Origin of the sequence: Curtobacterium sp. MCSS17_005, assembly GCF_003234225.2 — a bacterium.
In the GTDB taxonomy this organism is placed as follows: domain Bacteria; phylum Actinomycetota; class Actinomycetes; order Actinomycetales; family Microbacteriaceae; genus Curtobacterium; species Curtobacterium flaccumfaciens.
In genome coordinates, this window is record NZ_CP126258.1 from 642794 (window position 1) to 663589 (window position 20796).

A 20796-nucleotide genomic window follows, 5' to 3' on the forward strand; every position below is an offset into this window, starting at 1 on the left:
TCGCTCGCTGATCCTCGAACCCCCGCCGGCCTGCCGGCGGGGGTTCTTCCATGTGGCCGGGGCGCGATCGGACCGCACCGTGGACCCGGGGGCGGCCGTGGAGTACGGGGCCACGGCGTGCCCCCTGAACGAGTGGTCCCCCCTATTGGGGACCCCGATTGTCCCCATCGGAACACGAGGAACTGCCAGGATCAACCTGGCGCCAACGACCGTTCTCCCTGATCCTCCGGTCGGTCTCGGTGCCCGCATCGTCTCGACCCGAAAGTGATCATGCAGCGTACGAACCCGGGCACCGCTGTGCCCACCGACGGTCCCGACCGTCCTGCCGGCACCCGTGCCACCCGCCGACCCGGCCTGCGCGCCGTCGCCGTCCTCGGAGCCGCACTCCTGGTGGGCACCGGGCTGACCGCCACATCGGCGGTCGTCGCGGCCGCGCCCGCCTCGGCCGTCAGCGCCACGAAGGACGGCGCCATGGTCTGCACCCCGCAGGAGACGCTGTACGCGATCGATGGCACGGGCAAGGTCGTCGCGGTCGACATCAGCACGGGGGCCTCGCGGGGCACGACCGCCGACGTCACGAACCTCGGCACCGGCGCCAACAACGGCCTCGGCATCTCGCGTGAGGGCGTCTCGATGTTCGCGGCGTCGAACAACCAGACCGCGACCCTGCGGCAGTTCGACCCGAAGACCGGTGTCGCGTCGGACCCGGTCGTGACGGACAAGACGCGCCCCGTCATCCGGGGCGCGGTCAACCCGGTGACGGGGATCTACTACTACGGCGACAACACCGGGTGGCTCGGTGCGTACGACCCGTCGACGGGCAAGTACCTCGGCCAGGTCGGTCAGATCGACGGGCTCACGAAGCGCAACGCCGCGGACACCGCGAACGCCAACGGTGACTTCGCGTTCAGCTCGCGCGGCCTGTTCTTCGTCGTCGCGGCGAACAAGGTCTACCGCGTCAACGTCGAGCAGGTGCCGGCGACCGCGGGCACCACGGCGATGAGCACCACCGAGATCGCGACCCTGCCGGCGAGCACGAACAGCCCGGGCATCGCGTTCTCGTCGGACGGCTACCTCTACGTCTCGAACACGGTGACGACCAACAGCGTCGCGACGACCACGATCTACCAGCTCGACCCGACCTCGGGCAAGGAGGTCCGCAGCTTCCCCATCGTCGGCAACTACGCCGCGAGTGACCTGGCGAGCTGCAACTACGCCGACACAGTCACGGGTGCGGCGAGCGTCGACCAGCGCTGGAGCAGCGGCGACCAGTTCTCCCTGGCCATCAGCGGGGGCGGCATCGACCCGGCGACCGCGGGCGTCTCCGGCACCACGACCGGTTCCGCCACCGGTGTGCAGGCGCAGAAGGCCGGCGCCGTCCTGACGACGCCGAACAAGGACTACACGGTCAAGCAGACGGCCGCGGGCACGACCGACCTGGCGAACTACGACACCACGTGGAAGGCGGTCGACCAGACGACGGGCACGACCGTCGCCAGCGGCACCGGCACCACGGGGACCTTCACGTTCCCGGCAGCCACCACCGCGGACGGCACGGACGTCCTGGTCACCTTCACCAACACGCTGAAGGCCACGCACGTCACCACCAGCAGCGACACCGCCACGACCCCCACCGGCACGGCACTGTCGGTGCCGGCTGCCTCGGGTGTGCTCGCGAACGACCAGGGGACCGGCCTGTCCGTGGTCTCGAACACCACGCCGGCGCACGGCACCGCAACGGTCGCCGCCGACGGCTCGTACACGTACACCCCTGCCGGTGGGTTCTCCGGCTCGGACACGTTCCAGTACACGGCGAAGGACTCGTCGGGCCAGACCTCGACCAGCACCGTGACCGTCACCGTCGCACCGAAGGGCTCCGACGACGCCTACAGCGTGCACGCGGGCACCGTGCTCAAGGTGAACGCCGCGGACGGCGTCCTGACGAACGACCGCGGGTCGGACCTGACCCTCACCGGCCACGGTCAGCCGTCGCACGGACTGGTGAAGATCGGCCCCGACGGGTCGTTCTCCTACGGCGCCGACAAGGGGTACTCCGGCCCGGACTCGTTCACGTACACCGCGAAGGACGGCTCCGGCGCGACCGTCACCGCGACGGTCCGGCTCACCGTGCTGCCCACCGCCACGGCCGATGCGGTCACCGCGACGTCCGGGTCGTCGACGACCGGCAACGTGCTCACGAACGACCTCGGCACCGGCCTGACGGTCACGGGCAACAGCACCCCCGCGCACGGTTCGGCGACGGTGCGACCGGACGGTTCGTACTCGTACACGCCCGCCGCCGGGTTCTCGGGCACCGACTCCTTCACGTACACCGTGACCGACGGCAGCGGCGGGACCGACACCGTCACGGTCACCGTGCATGTCGCCCCCGCCGCACAGGACGACACCGTCAAGGTCGCCGCGGGCGGCACGGCCACCGCCGGTACCCGCGCGACCGGCGTGCTCGGCAACGACTCCGGCACCGGGCTCACGGTGGCGTCGAACACGTCCCCCGCGCACGGTGCGCTGACGCTCGACAAGGCCACCGGCACGTTCACGTACACGCCGACCGAGGGGTACTCCGGCCCCGACGCGTTCACGTACACGGCCGTCGACGGCTCCGGCTCGCCGAGCACCGCGACCGTCACCATCACCGTCAACCCGACCATCGGCGCCGACACCGCATCGACGGACGCCGGCACCCCGGTGACCATCGACGTGCAGACCAACGACCGCGGTTCGGACCTCGAGACCACGATCGTCACCGGTCCGTCCCACGGCACGGCCGTCGTCGCAGCGGACGGCTCGGTCGAGTACACGCCGACCGCCGGCGCGTCCGGCACCGATTCGTTCACCTACACGGTGACCGACGGCAGCGGAGTCACCACCGGCGCGGCGACCGTCACGATCACCGTGCGACCCGTCGCGACGGCCGACACGGTGTCGACCCGGGCCGACGAGGCGCTGACCATCGACGCCTCCACCCTGACCGGCAACGACCGGGGCACGGGGCTGACCGTGACCGACGTGACCGCAGGCGGGGCCGTCAACGGCAACGGCAACGGCAACGGCACCGGCACCGGCACCGTCGAGACCGGCGCCGCCCGCGGCACCGTCACCCTCGACCGTGCCACCGGCCGCGTCGTCTACACCCCGGCCGACGGCTTCTCGGGCACGGACACCTTCACCTACACGGTGACCGACACCGCGGGCCGCTCCACCACCGGCACGGTCACGGTCGTCGTCGGCCCCCGCGCCACGGCCGACACCGCCACCGCCACGGCCGGCTCGACGCTGACCGTCGCGAAGGGCGACGGCGTGCTCGCGAACGACCGGGGCACCAGCCTGACCGCGGCCGTCGACCAGCAGCCCGCACATGGCACGGTCGAGCTCGCGGCGAACGGCTCGTACACGTACACGCCGAAGGACGGCTTCTCGGGGACGGACACCTTCACCTACACGGCGACGGACCCCGCCGGCCGCACCACCACCGGCACCGTGACGGTCACGGTCCGCCCCGGCACGGAGCCGGACACCGTCACCGTCGCGGCGGGCGGCAGCACCACGGTCACCTCCGGCGCCCTGACGGGCAACGACCACGGCGCCGGCCTGACCGTCGTGTCCGTCACCGACGGGAAGAACGGCACCGCGACCCGCAACGACGACGGCACGATCACGTACACGCCGAAGGACGGCTTCTCCGGCACGGACACCGTCACCTACACGGTGACGGACCCGTCGGGCGCCACGAACACCGGCACCGTGACGGTCACCGTCACCCCGGTCGCCGGCGGCGGGTCGACCTCGGCCGAGGCCGATGCCACCACCACCGTGCCGGCCGGCACCGGCCTGCTCGACGGTGCGAAGGGCACCGACCTGACGGTCACCGACCACACGAAGCCCTCGCACGGTGAGGTCACGGTCGACGAGGACGGTTCGTACACGTACAAGCCCGAGCCGGGCTACTCCGGCCCGGACGGGTTCGACTACACGGTCACCGACGGCTCCGGCGGGACGACCACGGGCACCGTGACGATCGTCGTCGCCCCGAAGGCCGCCGCGGACACCGCGACGACGAGCGCCGCGACCCCGGTCGACGTCGCCGTCACCGGCAACGACTCGGGCACGAAGCTCGCCGTCACCGCGGTGTCGAAGCCCGGCCACGGCACCGCGACGATCACCGGCAGCACGACGACCGGCGGAACCGGCGGCGGTGCGACCGCTGCCAGCTCGGTCACGTACACGCCCGCCGACGGGTTCTCCGGCACGGACACGTTCACCTACACGGTGACCGACCCGACCGGCGGCACCGCGACGGCGACCGTCACCGTGACCGTCACGCCGACCGCGGTCGCCGACGCGCTGCGCACCGCGGCGAACACCGCGCTCCCGATCAGCGGCGCGACCCTGACCGGCAACGACCGTGGCGCCGGCCTCACCGTCACTGCGCACGGCCGCGCCGAGCACGGCACCGTGACCGAGGGCACCGAGCCCGGCTCGCTCGTCTACACCCCGGCCAAGGGGTTCTCCGGCGCGGACACGTTCGAGTACACGGTGACCGACGGCGCCGGACGGACCTCGACCGCGACGGTCACGGTCGTCGTCGGCGTCGCCGCGGTCGACCACTGGCACACCATGTCGACGAACCGCAGCATGCGCATGTCCGCCGACGAGGGCGTGCTGGTCGGCGACTCGGGTCGTGGGCTCTGGGCCGCCATCGAGACGGAGCCGACCAACGGCACGCTGTCGCTCGAGAAGGACGGCTCGTACGTCTACACGCCCACGGCGAACTGGTCCGGACGTGACTGGTTCACCTACTCGGCCAACGACGCCGACGGCACCGCGGCGTTCGCGCGCGTCGTCATCGACGTCGCCCCGGCCGCAACGGACGACAAGGCCACGACCACGGCCGGCAAGACGGTCCGGGTCGCCGGCCACGGCGTGCTCGGCAACGACCACGGTGACGCCCTGACGGTCGTCGCGGTGGGTCAGGCCCGCCACGGCAAGGCCTCCATCGCCGCCGACGGCACGTTCGTCTACACCCCGGCGAAGGGCTTCTCGGGCACCGACACCGTCACCTACCGTGCGCAGGACTCGATGGAGCAGCAGGTCGACGCCACCGTCACGATCACGGTCGGCATCGCCGCTGCGGACGACTCCGGGCACACCGTGTCCGGCACGCCCGTCACCCGTGACGCGCGCCACGGCCTGCTCGCCGACGACCAGGGCACCGGCCTCACCGCCGCCCCGGCCCGGAAGCCCGCCCACGGCACCGTGACGATCCAGCGGAACGGCGCGTACGTCTACACCCCGGCCGCCGGCTTCACCGGCAAGGACACCTTCACCTACACGGTGACGGACGCCTCGGGGCAGACGGCCACCGCCACCGCGACCATGACCGTGGTCGCCGCGGCGGTCGCCACCGACGACTCCGCCACCGGGATCGTCGGACACCGGGTCGTCGTGGATCCGCTCGACAACGACTCCGCCACCGGCGGCGCCACGTTCGAGTCGGGCACGCTGCACCTGCTCCGCCCCGAGTCCGACACGCCGACCGACCGCGTGGTCGTCGCCGACCAGGGCACGTGGACCATCCGCGACGGCCGGGTCGTCTTCACCCCGCAGGACGGCTTCACCGGAACCTCCTTCGTCGGTTACGCGGTCACCGACAGCGCGGGACAGACGGTCACCGCGACCGTCACGGTCACGTTCCCGACCGGGCTCGCCGCGATCGTGCACGGCACGGAGCTCGCCTTCACGGGCGTGACCGGACTGGTCGGCCTCGGGCTCGCGGCACTCGCGCTCATGCTGGCGGGCGTGCTCCTGGTGACCCGACGGCGGATCGCGGTCCGCGTCGCGCCGGGCATCCGCCGCACCGCACGTCCGTAACAGGGCACCGGACTGGAGGCCCGGATCACCGCAGCAGACCCGCTGCGGTGATCCGGGCCTCCTGTCCGCGCGCGGGGCGCGACCGCCTACGCGACGGGCGCGATGAGCTGCGGTCCGTCGTTCCGCACGCTGTTCACCGTGCGGGAGACCTCGTACTGCGCAAGGCCCGCGGCCACCGCCAGCGACTCGTGGTCGAGCAGGGCCAGCAGGTCGTCTGACTGGAGGTCGCCGCCGAGCCAGTCGTCGTAGCCGTCGGGCGTCAGGAACGCCGGCATGCGGTCGTGGACCTCGCCCGGGGCGACGTGGGCGTCACGGGTGATGATCGCGAGCGACAGCCGCCACTTGTCCGGGTCGCCCTCGGGCTTCGTGGGGTCGGGCCAGGCGCTCACGACGCCGGCCATCGCCAGGGCGCCGCCGGGTTCGTGCACGAAGTGGGGTTCCTTGCCGTCCTCGCGCACCACCCACTCGTAGTACCCCTGCGCCGGGACGATGCAGCGGTTCGTGGCGAAGGCGCGCTTGAACATGCCGCTCGTCGCGACCGTCTCGATGCGGGCGTTGATCGGCTTCGGGCGCTGCTTCTGGAAGTCCTTCGCCCAGCTCGGCACGAAGCCCCAGCTGATCTGCGGCAGCTCCCGTTCACCGTGCCGCTGGCGGACGGCGTACACGGGGTCGGTCGGCGCGACGTTCCAGCTCGGGGCGAGGCCAGGGTGCACCTCGCCGGTGTCCTCGTCGACGTGCTCGGTCCGGGCGGCGAGCTCGCCCATGAGCTCGGGCAACAGATCGGCCGTGGTGTCGGAGACGACGAACCTTCCACACATGCGCCCAGTGTGCCCGTCGCCGCCGACAGTGGTGCGCGTCGGGGTGTCCTGTTCACGAAGTGGGGCGTGCGGGCGTCTCGGGTGCGGGCTCGAGGGACTCGGCGGCCAGGCGGGCTCGTTCGGAGCGGCCGAGGTGGACGACGTACTCCGACAGTCCGATCGTGTACACCGCGATCAAGAGCACGTGGAACCAGCTGGCCGGCCCGAGGACGAACGCCCCGAGGACGGCGACGAGCCCCGAACCGAGCAACGGTGCGACGCGGGCGAGCATGCCGATCAGCCCCCGCCGCAGCAGGACCGTGTCGGTGCGGACGATGTCGCGGTGCTCCGGCAGGACCGGCACCGGACGACGCTGCACGTACAGCTGCGTGGCGCCCCGCGCGGCGAGCTGCCACGAGGGCCGCACCTGCCGACCGTTGATCGTCGTCGAGGGGTCCGGCGGCCGCCACGTCGGGATGCACGCGAAGGTGAGCAGTCCGACGCCGAGCGCCAGCAGCACCATCGCGACCACGCTGCGGACCGGAGTGGTCCCCGTCCAGTCGACCCGGGCCTCCAGGACGGCCATGCCGACCAGCGCGACGACCGCCGCGATGCCGGACCACAGGGCAGCGCGACGGACACGTGCCGGATCCAGCACGTCCGTGACGTGCCGACGGAAGACCTGCCAGCCGAGCGTGAACACGGGTCACTCCTCCGGCAGGGCGAGCTTGCTGCCGCTCCGTGCGCCGGGACGGCCGCGGGGCGGCAGGGGCGGGGGAACCGGCGGGAGCGCTTCGGCCTCGACGCGGAGCTGCTCCTGGCGGCCGAGGGTGCGCAGTCCTCCGATCGCGGTGACGGCGCCGCTCAGGGGCACGACGAACCAGAAGGCGGACAGCCCGACGAGCCCGTCGCCGGCCGGCACGGTGGCGACGTTGACCACCACGGTCGCGACGAGTGCCAGGGCCCAGCTGCCGAGCAGCAGGAAGCCCCGGAACGCGCCGCGGACGATCAGGTCGCGGGTCTCGGGCATGCGGTCGAGGACGGCGTCGCGGTGTCTCGGGTCGACCGGAGGCGGATCGCGGCGGTAGTACCGGGCGACGGCCTCCTGTGTGCGCCAGCCGATGCCGGGGATCGGCGGGACCGCCCACCCCTTCGGGCCGATCGGGACGAAGCACGAACCGAACCCGCCGACCGCGGCCGCGAACAGTGCCGATGCGACCAGCCACACCGCGAGGGGGACCGAACCGTCGTCGACGAGCAGCGCGAGGCACTGCAGTCCGATGAACGCGACCAGCGCGACGACGGCGGCGACGACCACGACGCGACGGCGGTACTGCGGCCCGATGAGCGCGGGGAACCGCTCCCGGAACACCTGCCACCCGATCTTGAACACTCATCATGTCTACTCGGCGGGGGTGCTGGGCGCTCGGGCGGTCGCGTTCGTGCTCGCGTTCGTGAGCAGAAGATGTCGGGTGCGGGTGGGGGACCCGACATCTTCTGCTCACCAAGCGACGCGCTCGCACCCGCACCGCGCGCCGGCCCGCGCCGCCCCCACCCGGACACGCCCGAGCGCCCTGCGCCCGGAGCCGCCGCACCCGCGACGTGGTGCTCCCGCTCAGGGTTCGTCCAGGCGAGCACGGTGACCTCGGACCATGAGTCTCGACATCGTCTACACCGCCGCTGCCCACGCCACCGGAGGCGGCCGCGACGGGCACGTCCGCAGCGAGGACGACCGGCTCGACCTCGACACCCGCCCTCCGAAGGAGATGGGCGGCAGCGGCGAGGGCACGAACCCCGAGCAGCTCTTCGCCGCCGGGTACGCCGCGTGCTTCCTCGGCGCCCTGCACGCCGCCGGCAAGGAGCTCGAGGTCGACACCACCGGCGCCGAGGTCTCCGCCGAGGTCGGCATCGGCGGCACCGGCGACGGCGCCTTCGGCCTCGCCGTGGAGCTCGACGTCTACGCCCCGAACGCCCCGCAGGAGCAGCGCCAGCGACTGGCCGAGCGTGCACACGAGATCTGCCCGTACTCGAACGCCACCCGCGGCAACATCACGGTCACGCTGTCCATCGTCGACTAGCGTTCGGCCGGTGGTCACCGACACGACGCGCTGCCCCTGCCTGAGCGGCAACCCCTACGGCGAGTGCTGCGGCCCCCTGCACGCCGGGGCCGTCGCACCGACCGCGGAACGGCTCATGCGCTCCCGCTTCAGCGCCTTCGCGCTGGGCCTGCCGGAGTACCTGCTGCTCACCTGGCACCCGCGCACCCGTCCGGCGGGTCTCGAGTTGGACCCGACCCAGCGCTGGACCCGGTTGGACGTGCTGGCGACCACCTCGGGAGGCCCGTTCGACTCCCACGGCACCGTCACGTTCCGCGCGTGGTGGCGTTCCGACGACGAGCGCGGCACGCTCGAGGAGACGAGCGACTTCGTCCGCGAGCAGGGACGATGGTTCTACGTGGACGGCGTGGTGGCCTGATGACTGCGCACCACGCCAGCTGACAGGAGCCCACATGCCCGAACGCGACCTCACCCGCTTCGGCGACCGGACCACGGCCGCCGAGGTCGTCGACGGCCTCGACCTGACGGGGCGCACGGCGATCGTCACCGGTGCGGCGTCCGGCATCGGCGTGGAGACCTCCCGAGCACTCGCCGGAGCCGGGGCGCGCGTGACGCTCGCGGTGCGGGACGTCGATGCCGGCCTACGGGTGGCGGACGACATCGCCCGGACGACCGGGACGGAAGCACCGGCCGTCGTGGAGCTGCACCTGGACCGGCCGGCTTCCGTCGAGGCCTTCACTGCAGCGTGGTCGGGGCCGCTCGACGTGCTCGTCGCCAACGCGGGCATCATGGACGCGCCCGAGTCGTACACGTCCGCCGGGTGGGAGTCACACTTCGCGACCAACCACCTCGGGCACTTCGCCCTCGCGCTCGGGCTGCACGACTCCCTGGCCGCCTCGGGTTCGGCACGGATCGTCTCGGTGTCGTCGAGCGGCCACGGTGGTTCGCCCGTCGTGTTCGACGACCTGTTCTTCCGCCGGCGTCGCTACGAGCCCGGACTCGCCTACGGGCAGTCGAAGACCGCCAACGTGCTGTTCGCCGTCGCTGCCAGCCGGCGGTGGGCCGCCGACGGCATCACCGCGAACGCCCTCATGCCCGGCGGGATCTGGACCGGGCTGCAGAAGCACTGGGACCCGGAGGTGCTGGCCGCCACGAAGATCGCCGCGGCCGATGCCGTGAAGTCCCCGGAGCAGGGAGCCGCGACCTCGGTCCTGCTCGCCACCGCACCGGAACTCGACGGGGTCACGGGCCGGTACTTCGAGGACTGCCACGAAGCGGCGGTGGTGGAGCGGATCGAGGACGGCCTGCACGGCGTGCTGCCCTGGGCCCTCGATCCGGACCAGGCCGATCGGCTGTGGGACGTCTCCGTCGCGCTGCTCGACGCCGAGGCGCGGTCCCGCGGCTGACCGCGGGGCGCCAGTGTCGTCGTCGGCTAGCTGCCGATGACGGCGGGCAGGTCGACCGCGGTGCGCATCGCTCGGCGGACCCCGGCCTCGTCGGGGAGCAGCTCGTCCTCGTCACCGGTCAGGAAGAACCGGATCTGCCCGATCGCCTGCTCGGTGAGCATGTCAAGGCCGTTCAGCACGCGGCCCCCGGCGTCGGTCCAGCGGCTGGCGACCGCGGTGGGCCACGGTTCGTAGGCGACGTCGAACAGGACGGCGTCCGGCCCCGACGGACGGAACTCAAGCGGGTCGGCGGCACCGCCCGGCAGGGTCGAGAGGACGAACCCGTGGTCGGTGCCGGCGAGTTCGGTCAGGGGGTGCACCTCGAGCGTCACACCGAGCCGGACGGCCAGGTCGACCAGCGCACGCGTCTTCGCGGTGTCACGGACGAACACCCGGACGAGCGACGCCCCGAGCCGCACGGCAGCCGTCAGGGCGCTCGCCGCGGTGGCTCCGCCGCCCAGGATCGTGGCCTCGCCGGGCAGGTGTCCGAGCGCCTCGACGGGGCGGACGAGCCCCTGCACGTCGGTGTTCGCGCCGGCTCGGACTATCGTGGAGCCCTCGTGGCGGAACGCGACCGTGTTGGCGACCCCGAGCTCGTCGACGAGCGGTGTGGTGCGGTCGAGCAGCGGCAGCACCTCGCGCTTGAGCGGCATCGTGAGACTCAGCCCACGCCATTCCGGACCCAGCCCCGCGACGAACGCGGCGAGCTCGCCGGACGCGACCTCGTGCCTCCCGTACGTGAAGGGCAGGTCGAGCGCGTCGTAGGCCGCAGCGTGGAGCGTGGGCGAGAGCGAGTGCGCGATGGGGGAGCCGAGCACCGCGAGGTGCGTGCGGCCTGGATCGGTGAACGCCACGGTCACCCAGCCTAGCCAGCCGTGTTCCTGAGCACCCCGTTAGGTTAGGCTACCCTTCGTGAACCGTTCTCCCTTGCGTCTCCGACGCGTGCTCGCCGCAGCCGGCGCCGTCGTCGCTGCGTCCCTCGTCCTCGCCGGCTGCGCGTCCGGCTCCGGCTCCTCGACCGACTCGGCGTCATCGGGGTCGTCCGACGCCGCGTTCCCGGTCTCGATCACGACCGGCCTCGGCACCACCACCATCGAGTCGGCACCGAAGCGCGTCGTCGCGCTCGGGTGGGGCGACGCCGAGACCGCCCTCGAGCTCGGTGTGCAGCCGGTCGGTGCGAGCGACTGGCTCGCCTTCGGCGGCGACGGTGTCGGTCCGTGGCTCAAGGGTGCGTACGACGAGTCCCCGAAGATCATCCAGACGCTCGAGCCGAGCTACGAGGACATCCTCAAGCTCAACCCCGACGTCATCCTCGACGTGAAGTCCTCGGGTGACAAGGAGCGGTACGACAAGCTGTCCGCGATCGCGCCGACCGTCGCGATCCCGAAGGGTGGCGAGAACTACCTCGCGTCCACCGAGCAGCAGACGACCATGATCGCGAAGGCGCTCGGCAAGGAGTCCGAGGGCAAGAAGCTGCTCTCCGGCCTCGACGACGCCTACGCCACCGCACGCAAGGCGCACCCGGACTTCGAGGGCAAGACGGCCGTCGTCGGTGCCTACAGCTCGGAGGGCTTCGGGGCGTACGCCTCCACGGACAGCCGTTCGACCTTCATGCGCAACCTGGGCTTCGAGATCCCGAAGGCCATCGACGAGCAGGCCGGCAAGGAGTTCTCCGTGCACCTGTCCGACGAGAACCTCGACCTGCTCGACGCCGACCTGACGCTGATCCTGCCGATCTACGTCGACGCATCAGAGGCGTCGTCGAACAAGCTGTTCCAGAAGGTGCCGTCGGTCGAGGCCGGGCACGCGATCGTCTTCGACGACAAGGACGTGTCGTCCGCGTTCTCGATGGGCACCACGGCTGCGATCGAGTGGGCGCTCGACAAGCTGCCGGCGCAGTTCGAGGAGAAGCTCGGCTAGAGCTGGTCGTCGCTGCTGGCCGGTTCCGCTGGTCAGCATTGCTGGTCAGTACCGCGAAAGCGACAGGGTGCCACCGATGTCCGGTGGCACCCTGTCGCTTTCGCAGTTCGGGGGAGGATCCCTGAGCTAGACGCCGACGGTGGAGCCGAGCAGCGCGAAGAGCAGCGCGATCAGGGGGAGCGTGCCCTGCTTGAAGGCGGAGTTGACGTACTTGCGACCCGTGCCGAGCAGGATCACCGCGGCACCGAGCATGCTCGCGGTCGAGAACACCACGAGGGTCCAGCCGCTCACGGTGTTGCCGGCGAGCACGAGCACGACGCCGAGGATCGCCCCGATCGCCAGGAACAGGTTGTAGAAGCCCTGGTTGAAGGCGAGCGAGCGGGTCGCCACGGCTTCCGTCTCGGAAGCGATGCCGAAGATCCGGCGTGCCTGCGGACTGGTCCAGATGATCGATTCGAGGAAGAAGATGTACACGTGGACGAGGCCCGCGAGGACCGCACAGACACCCGAGATCACCAGCAGGACCGACATGTGCACATTCTCGCAGCAGCGGGCCGGGTTCCGCTGCACGTCCGCCAGTAGGCTCGGACCATGAACGACGACGTCACCCCGCCCGAGGCCGACGCGAGCGCCGTCGCCGAACTGCGGAGCATCCGGCAGAGCATCGACAACATCGACGCCGCCGTGATCCACATGCTCGCGGAACGCTTCAAGTACACGCAGCGCGTGGGGCACCTGAAGGCCGAGTCGGGCATGCCGGCCGCCGATCCGGAGCGCGAACGGATCCAGGTCGCACGGCTCCGGTCGCTCGCCGCCGACTCCCACCTCGATCCCGCCTTCGCCGAGAAGTTCCTCAACTTCATCGTCGCCGAGGTCATCCACCACCACGAGCGCATCGCGGGCCGGGACGAATGAGCGCCGAGCTGCCGTCGCTGCTCATCGGGTCGTACACGGCGACCGGCGGCGGGAACGCCACGGGCATCTCGCTGGTCGACGCCGGACCGGTCGGAGCCGTTCCGGCGCCCCGGACCGTCGCAGTGCTCGACGACCCCTCGTTCCTGGCGGTCTCGGCTGACCGGGTCTACGCGGTCTCCGAGACGAACGACGGCACCGTGTCGGCCTTCCGGCTGCAGGGCGGCGCACTCGAGCACCTGTGGGACGCCCCCGCCGGTGGGGACGCCCCGTGTCACGTGCGGGTCGACCCCTCGGATGCGCTCGTCGTCACGAACTACGTCTCCGGCACGGTCACGGCGATCTCCCTCGCCCCGGCCGAGTCACACGCCGCCTCGGTGACCGCCAGCGACGGCGTGGTGCTGCACGGGGACGCCGACCAGCGTTCGGTGCCGGCCGAGGCCGTCGCGGTCGCCGTGCTGCCCGACGCCACCGGTCCCGACGAAGACCGCCAGGACGCCCCGCACGCCCACCAGTCGATCGCCACTCCGGACGGCACGGTGCTCGTCGCCGACCTCGGCGGCGACGCCCTGCACGAGTTCCGCGTCACGGTGTCGGCTGACGGGATCCCCACCATCGAGGCGCTCCGCTTGCACCACGTGGCAGCCGGCGCCGGGCCGAGGCACATGGCCTGGGTCGACGGTGACCTGCTCGTCGCCGGTGAACTCGACGGGCGTGTGCACCGCCTGCGCCGCGACGACTCCGGGTCGTTCGTGACGATCGCCGCCGTGCCCACGTTCGACGGTGCCGTGGGGGAGTCGCTGCTCAGCCACATCGAGGTCGACGAGGCCGGCCGCGCGTACGTGGCCGTACGCGGGCGGGACCTGCTCGTGGTGCTCGACGCGCGTGACGGCGGGCTCGCCGTCGTCGGGTCGGTGCCCTGCGGTGGGGTCTGGCCGCGGCACTTCGCGCGGGTGCCCGGGTTCGTCCTGGTGGCGAACCAGAAGTCCGACGCCGTCGCCGTGCTGCCGCTCGACGCCGAGGGCATGCCCGGCGAAGCCGTCGCGCAGATCCCGGTCGGCACCCCGACCTGCGTCGTCCCGCTCTGACGTCGGGATCGGCCAGCTAGAACTCGATCAGGTTCTCGAACGGGCGACCCTCGGCCAGCGCGGCGACCTGCTTGCGCATCAGCTCGATCGACCGCGGCACGCTCAGGTCGGTGTTGCCGCCGACGTGCGGGGTGAGCACGGTGTTCGGCGTCGTCCAGAGCGGGTGACCGGCGGGCAGGGGTTCCGGGTCGGTGACGTCGAGGGCCGCGAACAGCCGTTCCGACCGCAGCTCGGCGACCAGGGCGTCGGTGTCGACGACCTTGCCGCGCGCCACGTTCACCACGAGAGCGCCGTCCGGCAGCGCCGCGAGCAGCTCCGCGTCGACCAGGCGTTCGGTCTCGGTGGTGAGCGGCGCGATGAGCACGAGGACGTCGGTCGTCGGAGTCAGATCGGGCAGCTCACCGAACGCGTGCACGTGCCGACCGTCCTGCTCGCGAGCGGTCCGGGCGACCACGGTCACCTCGGTGCGGAACGCCTCGAACCGGGTGGCGATCGCGGACCCGATCGCCCCGTAGCCGACGACGGTCACCCGGCGGTCGGCGAGCGATCGGGTCTCGCGGGAGTCCCAGACGCCGTTGGCACGGTCGACCTGGAACGCCGAGATCTCACGGAGCGACGTCAGCGCGAGGCCGACGGCGAGCTCGGCGGTCTCGTCGTCGTGGATGCCGCGACCGTTCGCCAGCTGCGCGTGACCGGGCACGTGCGGGACGGCGTGCTCGTACCCGGCGCTCGGCAGCTGCAGCAGCTGGAGCTCGGGCAGGTCGTGCACGAACTGCCAGCGGTGCCGCCCCCCGAAGTAGAACGGCAGGAACGTGATCGCGACGTCATCCGGGCGACCGTACGGCGACTCGACGTCCCAGACGTCCAGCTCGATGCCGTCCGGCACGGGGCCGAACCGGTCGACGAGCTCGGCGAAGGGCAGGGTGACGATCGGCATCCGCGACCCGGGCCTAGGCGTCGGTGCGCGGCGAGAAGGCGCCGTCGGAGTCGAGCGGCCCGCGGCCGACGTACCCCTCGGTGACGTCCTCGACGATCACGTCGCCGAAGCGGGCCGGCAGCGTCGCGGCGTGGGTGCCGCGCAGCTCGTCGACCGTGGCCTCGAACGCGCCTTGGACCTCGAGCGTGCTCGACGTCGCGTCGGTCACGCCGATGCGCAGCACCGGGAAGCCCCGGCCGTCGCACATGCCCTGGAACCGCACGTCGTCCTCACGGCGGACGGTCACGATGACGCGACCGGTCGACTCGGAGAACAGCGCCGTCGCGGTGTCGATGCCGTCGCGGGCCTCGAGCTCGTCGAGGACCACGCGGGCGCCGATGCCGAAGCGGAGCACGGACTCGGCGAGCGACTGGCCGAGACCGCCGTCCGCCAGGTCGTGCGCGCTGGTGAGCAGCTGCTCGCCGGACGCCGCGTACAGCAGCTCGGCGAGGGCCTTCTCGCGCTCGAGGTCCACCGCCGGCGGACGCCCGCCCAGGTGCCCGTGCACGGTGCCGGCCCACGCGGAGCCGTCGAGCTCGAGGCTCGTGGTGCCGAGCAGGTAGATGTTGTGGCCGTCGTCCTGCCACCCCGACGGCACGCGCTTGGCGACGTCGTCGATGATGCCGAGCACGCCGACGACGGGCGTCGGGTGGATGGGGGTCGAGCCGGTCTGGTTGTAGAACGACACGTTGCCGCCGGTGACCGGGATGCCGAGTTCCATGCAGCCGTCGGCCAGGCCCTCGACCGCCTCGGAGAACTGCCACATGACCTCGGGGTTCTCGGGGGAGCCGAAGTTCAGGCAGTCGGTGACGGCGGCGGGGACGGCACCGGTGACGGCGACGTTGCGGTACGCCTCGGCCAGGGCCAGGCGTGCACCCTGCTTCGGGTCGAGCTGGCAGTACCGGCCGTTCGCGTCGGTGGCGATCGCGACGCCGAGCCCGGTTTCCTCGTCGACACGGATCATGCCGCCGTCGTCGGGGAAGGACAGCGCGGTGTTGCCGAGCACGTAGGTGTCGTACTGGTTCGTGACCCAGTTCTTCGACGCCAGGTTCGGCGAACCGAGCAGGCTGAGGAACTGTGCCTTCAGCGCGGGGCCGTCGGCCGGGCGGTCGAGCGAGGCGGCGGTGTCGGCCTGCAGCGCGTCGATCCAGGTCGGGTAGGCGACCGGGCGGTCGTAGACCGGGCCGTCGACGGCGACGGTGCGCGGGTCGACGTTCACGATCTCCTGGCCCTGCCAGTCGATGACGAGTCGGCCGGTGCCGGTGACCTCGCCCAGCACGCTGGTCTCGACCTCCCACTTGCCGACGACGGCCAGGAACTCGTCGAGCTTGTCGGGGCGGACGACCGCCATCATGCGCTCCTGGCTCTCCGACATCAGGATCTCTTCGGCGGTGAGCGTGGGGTCGCGGAGCAGGACGTCGTCGAGCGAGATGTGCATGCCGCCGTCACCGTTGCTCGCGAGCTCCGAGGTGGCGCAGGAGATGCCCGCGGCGCCGAGGTCCTGGATGCCCTCGACCAGGTCCTTCTGGAACAGCTCGAGGCAGCACTCGATCAGGACCTTCTCGGCGAAGGGGTCGCCGACCTGCACGGCCGGACGCTTGGTCGGGCCGCCCTCGGTGAAGGTGTCGGACGCCAGGATCGACGCGCCGCCGATGCCGTCGCCACCGGTGCGGGCACCGAACAGGACCACCTTGTTGCCGGCACCGGAGGCGTTCGCCAGGTGCAGGTCCTCGTGGCGGAGCACGCCGACCGCGAGGGCGTTGACCAGCGGGTTGCCCTGGTACACCGGGTCGAAGTAGGTCTCGCCACCGATGTTCGGCAGGCCGAGGCAGTTGCCGTAGAACGAGATGCCACCGACGACGCCGTGCACGACGCGTGCGGTGTCCTCGTGGTCGATCGCGCCGAAGCGGAGCTGGTCCATCACGGCGACGGGGCGGGCGCCCATCGAGATGATGTCGCGGACGATGCCGCCGACACCGGTGGCCGCGCCCTGGTACGGCTCGACGTAGGACGGGTGGTTGTGCGACTCGACCTTGAAGGTCACCGCCCAGCCGTTGCCGACGTCGACGACACCGGCGTTCTCGCCCATGCCGACCATCAGGTTCTTCGTCATCTCCGGCGTGACCTTCTTGCCGAACTGACGGAGGTAGTTCTTCGAGGACTTGTAGGAGCAGTGCTCGCTCCACATCACCGAGTACATCGCCAGCTCACCCGAGGTGGGGCGGCGGCCGAGGATCTCCTTGATGCGGGCGTACTCGTCCGGCTTCAGGCCCAGCGCGTCGTACGGCTGCTCCTTGTCGGGGGTGGCTGCCGCGTCCTGCACGGTGTCGGGCTTCGGGCGAACGGAGGTCGTCACGGTGTCGTTGTTCCCTGTCACTTGACGAGCGCGTGCTCGATCACGGAGGTGAAGAAGGTCAGGCCGTCGGTGCCCGAGGCCATCGCAGCGGGGGTGTCCGGGCCGAAGCCGGCCTCGGTCGCGTGCTCGGGGTGCGGCATCAGGCCGACGACGTTGCCGCGCTCGTTCGAGACGCCGGCGATGTCGTCGATGGAGCCGTTCGGGTTCACACCGACGTAGCGGAACACGACCTGGCCGTTGTCCTCGATGCGCTTGATGGTGTCGGCGTCCGCGACGAAGCGGCCGTCGGCGTTCTTCAGCGGGATGGTGATCTCCTGCTGGGAGCTGAAGCCGGAGGTCCAGGCGGTCGCGGTGGTCTCGACGCGGAGCTTCTGGTCGCGGCGGATGAACTGCTGGTGCGCGTTGCGGGTGTGCGCGCCGGGAACCAGACGGGCCTCGGCCAGCATCTGGAAACCGTTGCAGATGCCGAGCACGGGCATGCCCTTGCCGGCGGCGTCGATGACCTCGGCCATGATCGGGGCCTTCGCGGCGATCGCGCCGGCACGGAGGTAGTCGCCGTACGAGAACCCACCGGGCAGCACGATGGCGTCGACGCCCTGCAGGTCGTGGTCGCCGTGCCACAGGGCGACGGGGTCGGCGCCGGCGAGACGGACGGCGCGCTGGGCGTCGCGGTCGTCGAGCGAGCCGGGGAACGTGATGACGCCGATGCGCATCCGGGTCACTGGCCTTCCACGGTCACGGACACGACGTCCTCGATGACCGCGTTCGAGAAGACGTCGGCTGCGATGTCGCGGACCTCGGCGAGCTTGGCGTCGTCGACGGGGCCGTCGACGGTCACCTCGAAGCGCTTGCCGATGCGGACGTTGGTCAGGTCGGCCTTGCCGAGGTGGGCCAGGGCGTTGCCCACGGCCTTCCCCTGGGGGTCGAGGATCTCGGCCTTGGGCATGACCTCGACGACGATCGTTGGCACGTGTTCTCTCCAGCACTTCAGGGGTGGGGGGACGCGACCAGTCTACGGGGCGCGCGCGACACGCCGGGACGGCCACGGGCCTCCAGACCGGCCCTTGCTGTGCGGTTGCTCATGCCTGTTCCAACGCGTATATTCCACTTCGAATAGTCAACAACGAACAAGCGGACTGGAGGCACGTGTGCCGTCGCTCACGCCACTCGCGTTCGCCGCGCTCGGGCTCCTGGCCGAGGGGCCGACGCATCCCTACGAGATGTTCCAGACGATGACGCACCGACGGGACGGCCGGAACGTCAAGGTCCGGCCCGGCACCCTGTACCACCAGGTCGGCCGCCTGGTGGAGTTCGGCCTCGCCGAGGTCGTCGGCACCGACCGGGCGGGCAACCGTCCGGAACGCACCACCTACGCCATCACCGACGACGGGTGGACGGCCCTGCACGACGGGCTCGTCCGGCTGATCGCCGAACCGGCCGAGGAGTACCCCGTCTTCCACCTGGCCGTCGCCGAGATCGAGAACCTGTCGGTCGACGAGGCCGAGTCCGCCCTCCGGGCACGGGCCGTCGCACTCCGGGCCCAGCGCGACGAGGCGGACGAGATCCTCGGGGTCGTCCGTGCCAAGGACCTGCCCGAGCGGTACTGGCTCGACGTGTCGTACGTGCGTGCCATCCTCACGACGCAGATCGAGTGGCTCGCCGCCACGGCCGACCGGATCGCCGCCGGCCACATCTCCTGGGACGCCACCGCCGCGTCCGCAGACACCACCACGAACAGCAAGGAAACCACTCGATGACCACCGTCACGCCTCCGCGGACGACCGAGAAGAAGCCGTGGCCTGCCCTGTGGGCACTCGTCGTCGGGTTCTTCATGATCCTCGTCGACTCGACCATCGTGTCCGTCGCCACCCCCACCATCGCCCAGAAGCTCGACGCGGACATCAACTCCGTTATCTGGGTGACGAGCGCCTACCTGCTCGCCTACGCCGTGCCGCTGCTCATCACCGGCCGGCTCGGTGACCGCTTCGGCCCGAAGGTCATGTACCAGATCGGCCTCGTGGTCTTCACGCTCGCCAGCCTGTGGTGCGGCCTGGCCGGCTCGATCGAGGTGCTGATCGTCGCCCGCGTCGTGCAGGGCCTCGGCGCCGCCATGATGAGCCCGCAGACCATGTCGGTCATCACGCGCATCTTCCCGCCGCAGAACCGCGGCGCGGCCATGGGCCTCTGGGGCGCCGTCGCCGGTGTCGCGTCGCTCGTCGGCCCGATCGTGGGCGGCCTGCTCGTCGACGGCTTCGGCTGGGAGTGGATCTTCTTCGTGAACGTCCCCGTCGGTGTCGTGGCGTTCGTGCTCGCGCAGCGCTTCGTGCCGTCGTTCGAGCGTCACGGACACCGCTTCGACTACCTCGGCATCTTCCTGTCGGCAGCGGGCCTGTTCCTGCTCGTCTTCGGCATCCAGGAGGGCGAGACCTACGACTGGGGCGTCATCGCCGGCCCGATCTCGGTGTGGTCGCTCATCATCGTCGGTCTCGTGGTGCTCGCCGGCTTCGTCGTCTGGCAGGGCGTGCAGAAGGGCGAGCCGCTGCTGCCGCTCGGCCTGTTCACGGACCGCAACTTCACGCTGGCCAACGTCGCCATCACGGCCGTCGGTGTCGCGATCGCCTCGTTCGCGCTGCCGATCATGCTGTGGGCCCAGGACGTCCTGCGCTTCTCGCCGACCCAGGCCGCACTGCTCCTCGTGCCGCAGGCCGTGCTGTCCGCCGCGCTCGCGCCGATCGTCGGCAAGAACCTGAACCGCTGGAACCCGCGCTGGGTCGCCTCGTTCGGGCTCGCCTGCTTCTCCGTCGGCCTGTTCTGGTTCGGCGCCCTGCTGTCGAGCGGTGCCGAGTGGGGCTGGGTGCTCCTGCCGAGCGCGCTCCTCGGTCTCGCCAACGCCTGCATGTGGGGACCGCTGTCCGTCTCGGCGACGCGCAACCTGCCGCCGAAGCTGGCCGGTGCCGGCTCGGGCGTCTACAACACCACGCGCCAGATCGGTGCGGTGCTCGGTTCCGCCGGCATCGCCGCCCTGATGGAGGCCCGGATCACCGCGAACTTCCCGGCGTCGTCCGGTGGGGCCTCGGCCGGTGGTGCCGAGCAGCAGGTCGGCGCGCTGCCGGGCTTCCTGCTCGAGCCGTTCTCCAAGGCCATGGGTGAGTCGCTCTACCTGCCGGCGATCGTGCTCGTCGTGGCCATCGTCGCGGCGCTGTTCCTGGCGAAGCCGAAGCAGACCGTTGCGTGGCAGCAGACCGGCTCGGTGACCACGCAGCCCGACGCCGAGCCCGCGGGGGCCCCGTCGAAGTAGGGCACGAGCGCACTTCGTGAGCAGGAATGGTCGGGTCGCCTTCGGGCACCCGACCATT

Annotated in this window: 18 protein-coding genes; 9 read left to right on the forward strand and 9 right to left on the reverse strand. The window is 71.4% G+C overall.

Translation table 11 applies throughout. The features are described 5' to 3' along the window. Positions 1 to 270 precede the first annotated feature (270 nt). Positions 271 to 5889, forward strand: a complete 5619-nt coding sequence (locus DEJ20_RS03225; protein ID WP_146245388.1) for a beta strand repeat-containing protein — start codon at positions 271 to 273, stop codon at positions 5887 to 5889. 86 nt (positions 5890 to 5975) lie between these two features. On the opposite strand, the gene DEJ20_RS03230 is transcribed toward DEJ20_RS03225, so the two are convergent. Genes DEJ20_RS03230 through DEJ20_RS03240 form a run of 3 tightly spaced genes read right to left on the reverse strand, consistent with a single transcriptional unit; the run spans position 5976 to position 8079 of the window. Further along, positions 5976 to 6707, reverse strand: a complete 732-nt coding sequence (locus DEJ20_RS03230; protein WP_111234902.1) for an SOS response-associated peptidase — start codon at positions 6705 to 6707, stop codon at positions 5976 to 5978. 52 nt (positions 6708 to 6759) lie between these two features. Then, entirely contained in the window at positions 6760 to 7389 is a 630-nt protein-coding gene (locus DEJ20_RS03235) for a hypothetical protein (protein WP_111234903.1), read from the reverse strand. Positions 7390 to 7392: 3 nt separating this feature from the next. Then, complete coding sequence (locus DEJ20_RS03240) at positions 7393 to 8079, reverse strand: hypothetical protein (protein ID WP_111234904.1); 687 nt, start codon at positions 8077 to 8079, stop codon at positions 7393 to 7395. Between the two features lie 259 nt (positions 8080 to 8338). On the opposite strand from DEJ20_RS03240, the gene DEJ20_RS03245 reads away from it, so the two are divergent. The 3 genes from DEJ20_RS03245 to DEJ20_RS03255 are packed head-to-tail and all read left to right on the forward strand — an operon-like array spanning position 8339 to position 10149. Further along, a complete protein-coding gene (locus tag DEJ20_RS03245) occupies positions 8339 to 8764 on the forward strand; it encodes an organic hydroperoxide resistance protein (protein WP_071404380.1) in 426 nt (141 codons plus the stop codon). A gap of 10 nt (positions 8765 to 8774) precedes the next feature. Next, positions 8775 to 9161, forward strand: coding sequence for a YchJ family protein (locus DEJ20_RS03250; RefSeq protein ID WP_027465017.1), 387 nt, complete (start codon positions 8775 to 8777; stop codon positions 9159 to 9161). Between the two features lie 34 nt (positions 9162 to 9195). Next, positions 9196 to 10149, forward strand: a complete 954-nt coding sequence (locus DEJ20_RS03255; RefSeq protein ID WP_111234905.1) for an SDR family NAD(P)-dependent oxidoreductase — start codon at positions 9196 to 9198, stop codon at positions 10147 to 10149. A gap of 26 nt (positions 10150 to 10175) precedes the next feature. On the opposite strand, the gene DEJ20_RS03260 is transcribed toward DEJ20_RS03255, so the two are convergent. Next, positions 10176 to 11042: a shikimate dehydrogenase family protein gene (locus DEJ20_RS03260; RefSeq protein ID WP_181431496.1), complete on the reverse strand. Its 867-nt coding sequence runs from the start codon at positions 11040 to 11042 to the stop codon at positions 10176 to 10178. Positions 11043 to 11100: 58 nt separating this feature from the next. Here DEJ20_RS03260 and DEJ20_RS03265 point away from each other — a divergent pair, with 58 nt between their 5' ends. Next, positions 11101 to 12108, forward strand: a complete 1008-nt coding sequence (locus tag DEJ20_RS03265) for an iron-siderophore ABC transporter substrate-binding protein (protein ID WP_258377119.1) — start codon at positions 11101 to 11103, stop codon at positions 12106 to 12108. A 126-nt stretch (positions 12109 to 12234) separates the two neighbouring features. Here the strand turns inward: DEJ20_RS03265 and DEJ20_RS03270 are convergent, their stop codons facing one another. Further along, on the reverse strand, positions 12235 to 12639 hold the full coding sequence (locus tag DEJ20_RS03270; protein WP_110858826.1) for a DUF1304 domain-containing protein: 405 nt from the start codon (positions 12637 to 12639) through the stop codon (positions 12235 to 12237). Positions 12640 to 12699: 60 nt separating this feature from the next. Between DEJ20_RS03270 and DEJ20_RS03275 the strand changes: the two genes are divergently transcribed. Beyond that, positions 12700 to 13023: a chorismate mutase gene (locus DEJ20_RS03275; protein ID WP_111234908.1), complete on the forward strand. Its 324-nt coding sequence runs from the start codon at positions 12700 to 12702 to the stop codon at positions 13021 to 13023. Continuing rightward, the gene (locus tag DEJ20_RS03280) at positions 13020 to 14108 is read left to right on the forward strand and encodes a lactonase family protein (protein WP_111234909.1); all 1089 of its coding nucleotides are present in this window, start codon (positions 13020 to 13022) and stop codon (positions 14106 to 14108) included. The genes DEJ20_RS03275 and DEJ20_RS03280 overlap by 4 nt, the downstream gene beginning before the upstream one ends. Before the next feature lie 16 nt (positions 14109 to 14124). On the opposite strand, the gene DEJ20_RS03285 is transcribed toward DEJ20_RS03280, so the two are convergent. The 4 genes from DEJ20_RS03285 to purS are packed head-to-tail and all read right to left on the reverse strand — an operon-like array spanning position 14125 to position 18410. Next, complete coding sequence (locus DEJ20_RS03285) at positions 14125 to 15045, reverse strand: 2-hydroxyacid dehydrogenase (protein WP_111234910.1); 921 nt, start codon at positions 15043 to 15045, stop codon at positions 14125 to 14127. A 13-nt stretch (positions 15046 to 15058) separates the two neighbouring features. Further along, positions 15059 to 17440 (reverse strand): phosphoribosylformylglycinamidine synthase subunit PurL, encoded by a 2382-nt coding sequence (purL, locus tag DEJ20_RS03290; RefSeq protein WP_258377120.1) that lies wholly within the window; start codon positions 17438 to 17440, stop codon positions 15059 to 15061. Between the two features lie 17 nt (positions 17441 to 17457). Then, entirely contained in the window at positions 17458 to 18153 is a 696-nt protein-coding gene (gene purQ / locus DEJ20_RS03295; protein ID WP_111235000.1) for a phosphoribosylformylglycinamidine synthase subunit PurQ, read from the reverse strand. A gap of 5 nt (positions 18154 to 18158) precedes the next feature. Then, positions 18159 to 18410, reverse strand: coding sequence for a phosphoribosylformylglycinamidine synthase subunit PurS (gene purS, locus DEJ20_RS03300; protein WP_111234912.1), 252 nt, complete (start codon positions 18408 to 18410; stop codon positions 18159 to 18161). Positions 18411 to 18588: 178 nt separating this feature from the next. Between purS and DEJ20_RS03305 the strand changes: the two genes are divergently transcribed. Both DEJ20_RS03305 and DEJ20_RS03310 read left to right on the forward strand, forming a co-directional pair. Further along, the gene (locus DEJ20_RS03305) at positions 18589 to 19197 is read left to right on the forward strand and encodes a PadR family transcriptional regulator (protein WP_181431497.1); all 609 of its coding nucleotides are present in this window, start codon (positions 18589 to 18591) and stop codon (positions 19195 to 19197) included. After that, on the forward strand, positions 19194 to 20738 hold the full coding sequence (locus DEJ20_RS03310) for a DHA2 family efflux MFS transporter permease subunit (RefSeq protein WP_111234914.1): 1545 nt from the start codon (positions 19194 to 19196) through the stop codon (positions 20736 to 20738). The genes DEJ20_RS03305 and DEJ20_RS03310 overlap by 4 nt, the downstream gene beginning before the upstream one ends. Positions 20739 to 20796: the final 58 nt, after the last annotated feature.

Bases quoted from the DNA above. Each gene is read 5' to 3' on its own strand.
- DEJ20_RS03225 (WP_146245388.1), top strand. From the start codon at position 271: ATGCAGCGTACGAACCCGGGCACCGCTGTGCCCACCGACGGTCCCGAC.
- DEJ20_RS03230 (WP_111234902.1), bottom strand. From the start codon at position 6,707: ATGTGTGGAAGGTTCGTCGTCTCCGACACCACGGCCGATCTGTTGCCC.
- DEJ20_RS03245 (WP_071404380.1), top strand. From the start codon at position 8,339: ATGAGTCTCGACATCGTCTACACCGCCGCTGCCCACGCCACCGGAGGC.
- DEJ20_RS03255 (WP_111234905.1), top strand. From the start codon at position 9,196: ATGCCCGAACGCGACCTCACCCGCTTCGGCGACCGGACCACGGCCGCC.
- DEJ20_RS03270 (WP_110858826.1), bottom strand. From the start codon at position 12,639: ATGTCGGTCCTGCTGGTGATCTCGGGTGTCTGTGCGGTCCTCGCGGGC.
- DEJ20_RS03275 (WP_111234908.1), top strand. From the start codon at position 12,700: ATGAACGACGACGTCACCCCGCCCGAGGCCGACGCGAGCGCCGTCGCC.
- DEJ20_RS03280 (WP_111234909.1), top strand. From the start codon at position 13,020: ATGAGCGCCGAGCTGCCGTCGCTGCTCATCGGGTCGTACACGGCGACC.
- DEJ20_RS03285 (WP_111234910.1), bottom strand. From the start codon at position 15,045: ATGCCGATCGTCACCCTGCCCTTCGCCGAGCTCGTCGACCGGTTCGGC.
- purQ (WP_111235000.1), bottom strand. From the start codon at position 18,153: ATGCGCATCGGCGTCATCACGTTCCCCGGCTCGCTCGACGACCGCGAC.
- DEJ20_RS03310 (WP_111234914.1), top strand. From the start codon at position 19,194: ATGACCACCGTCACGCCTCCGCGGACGACCGAGAAGAAGCCGTGGCCT.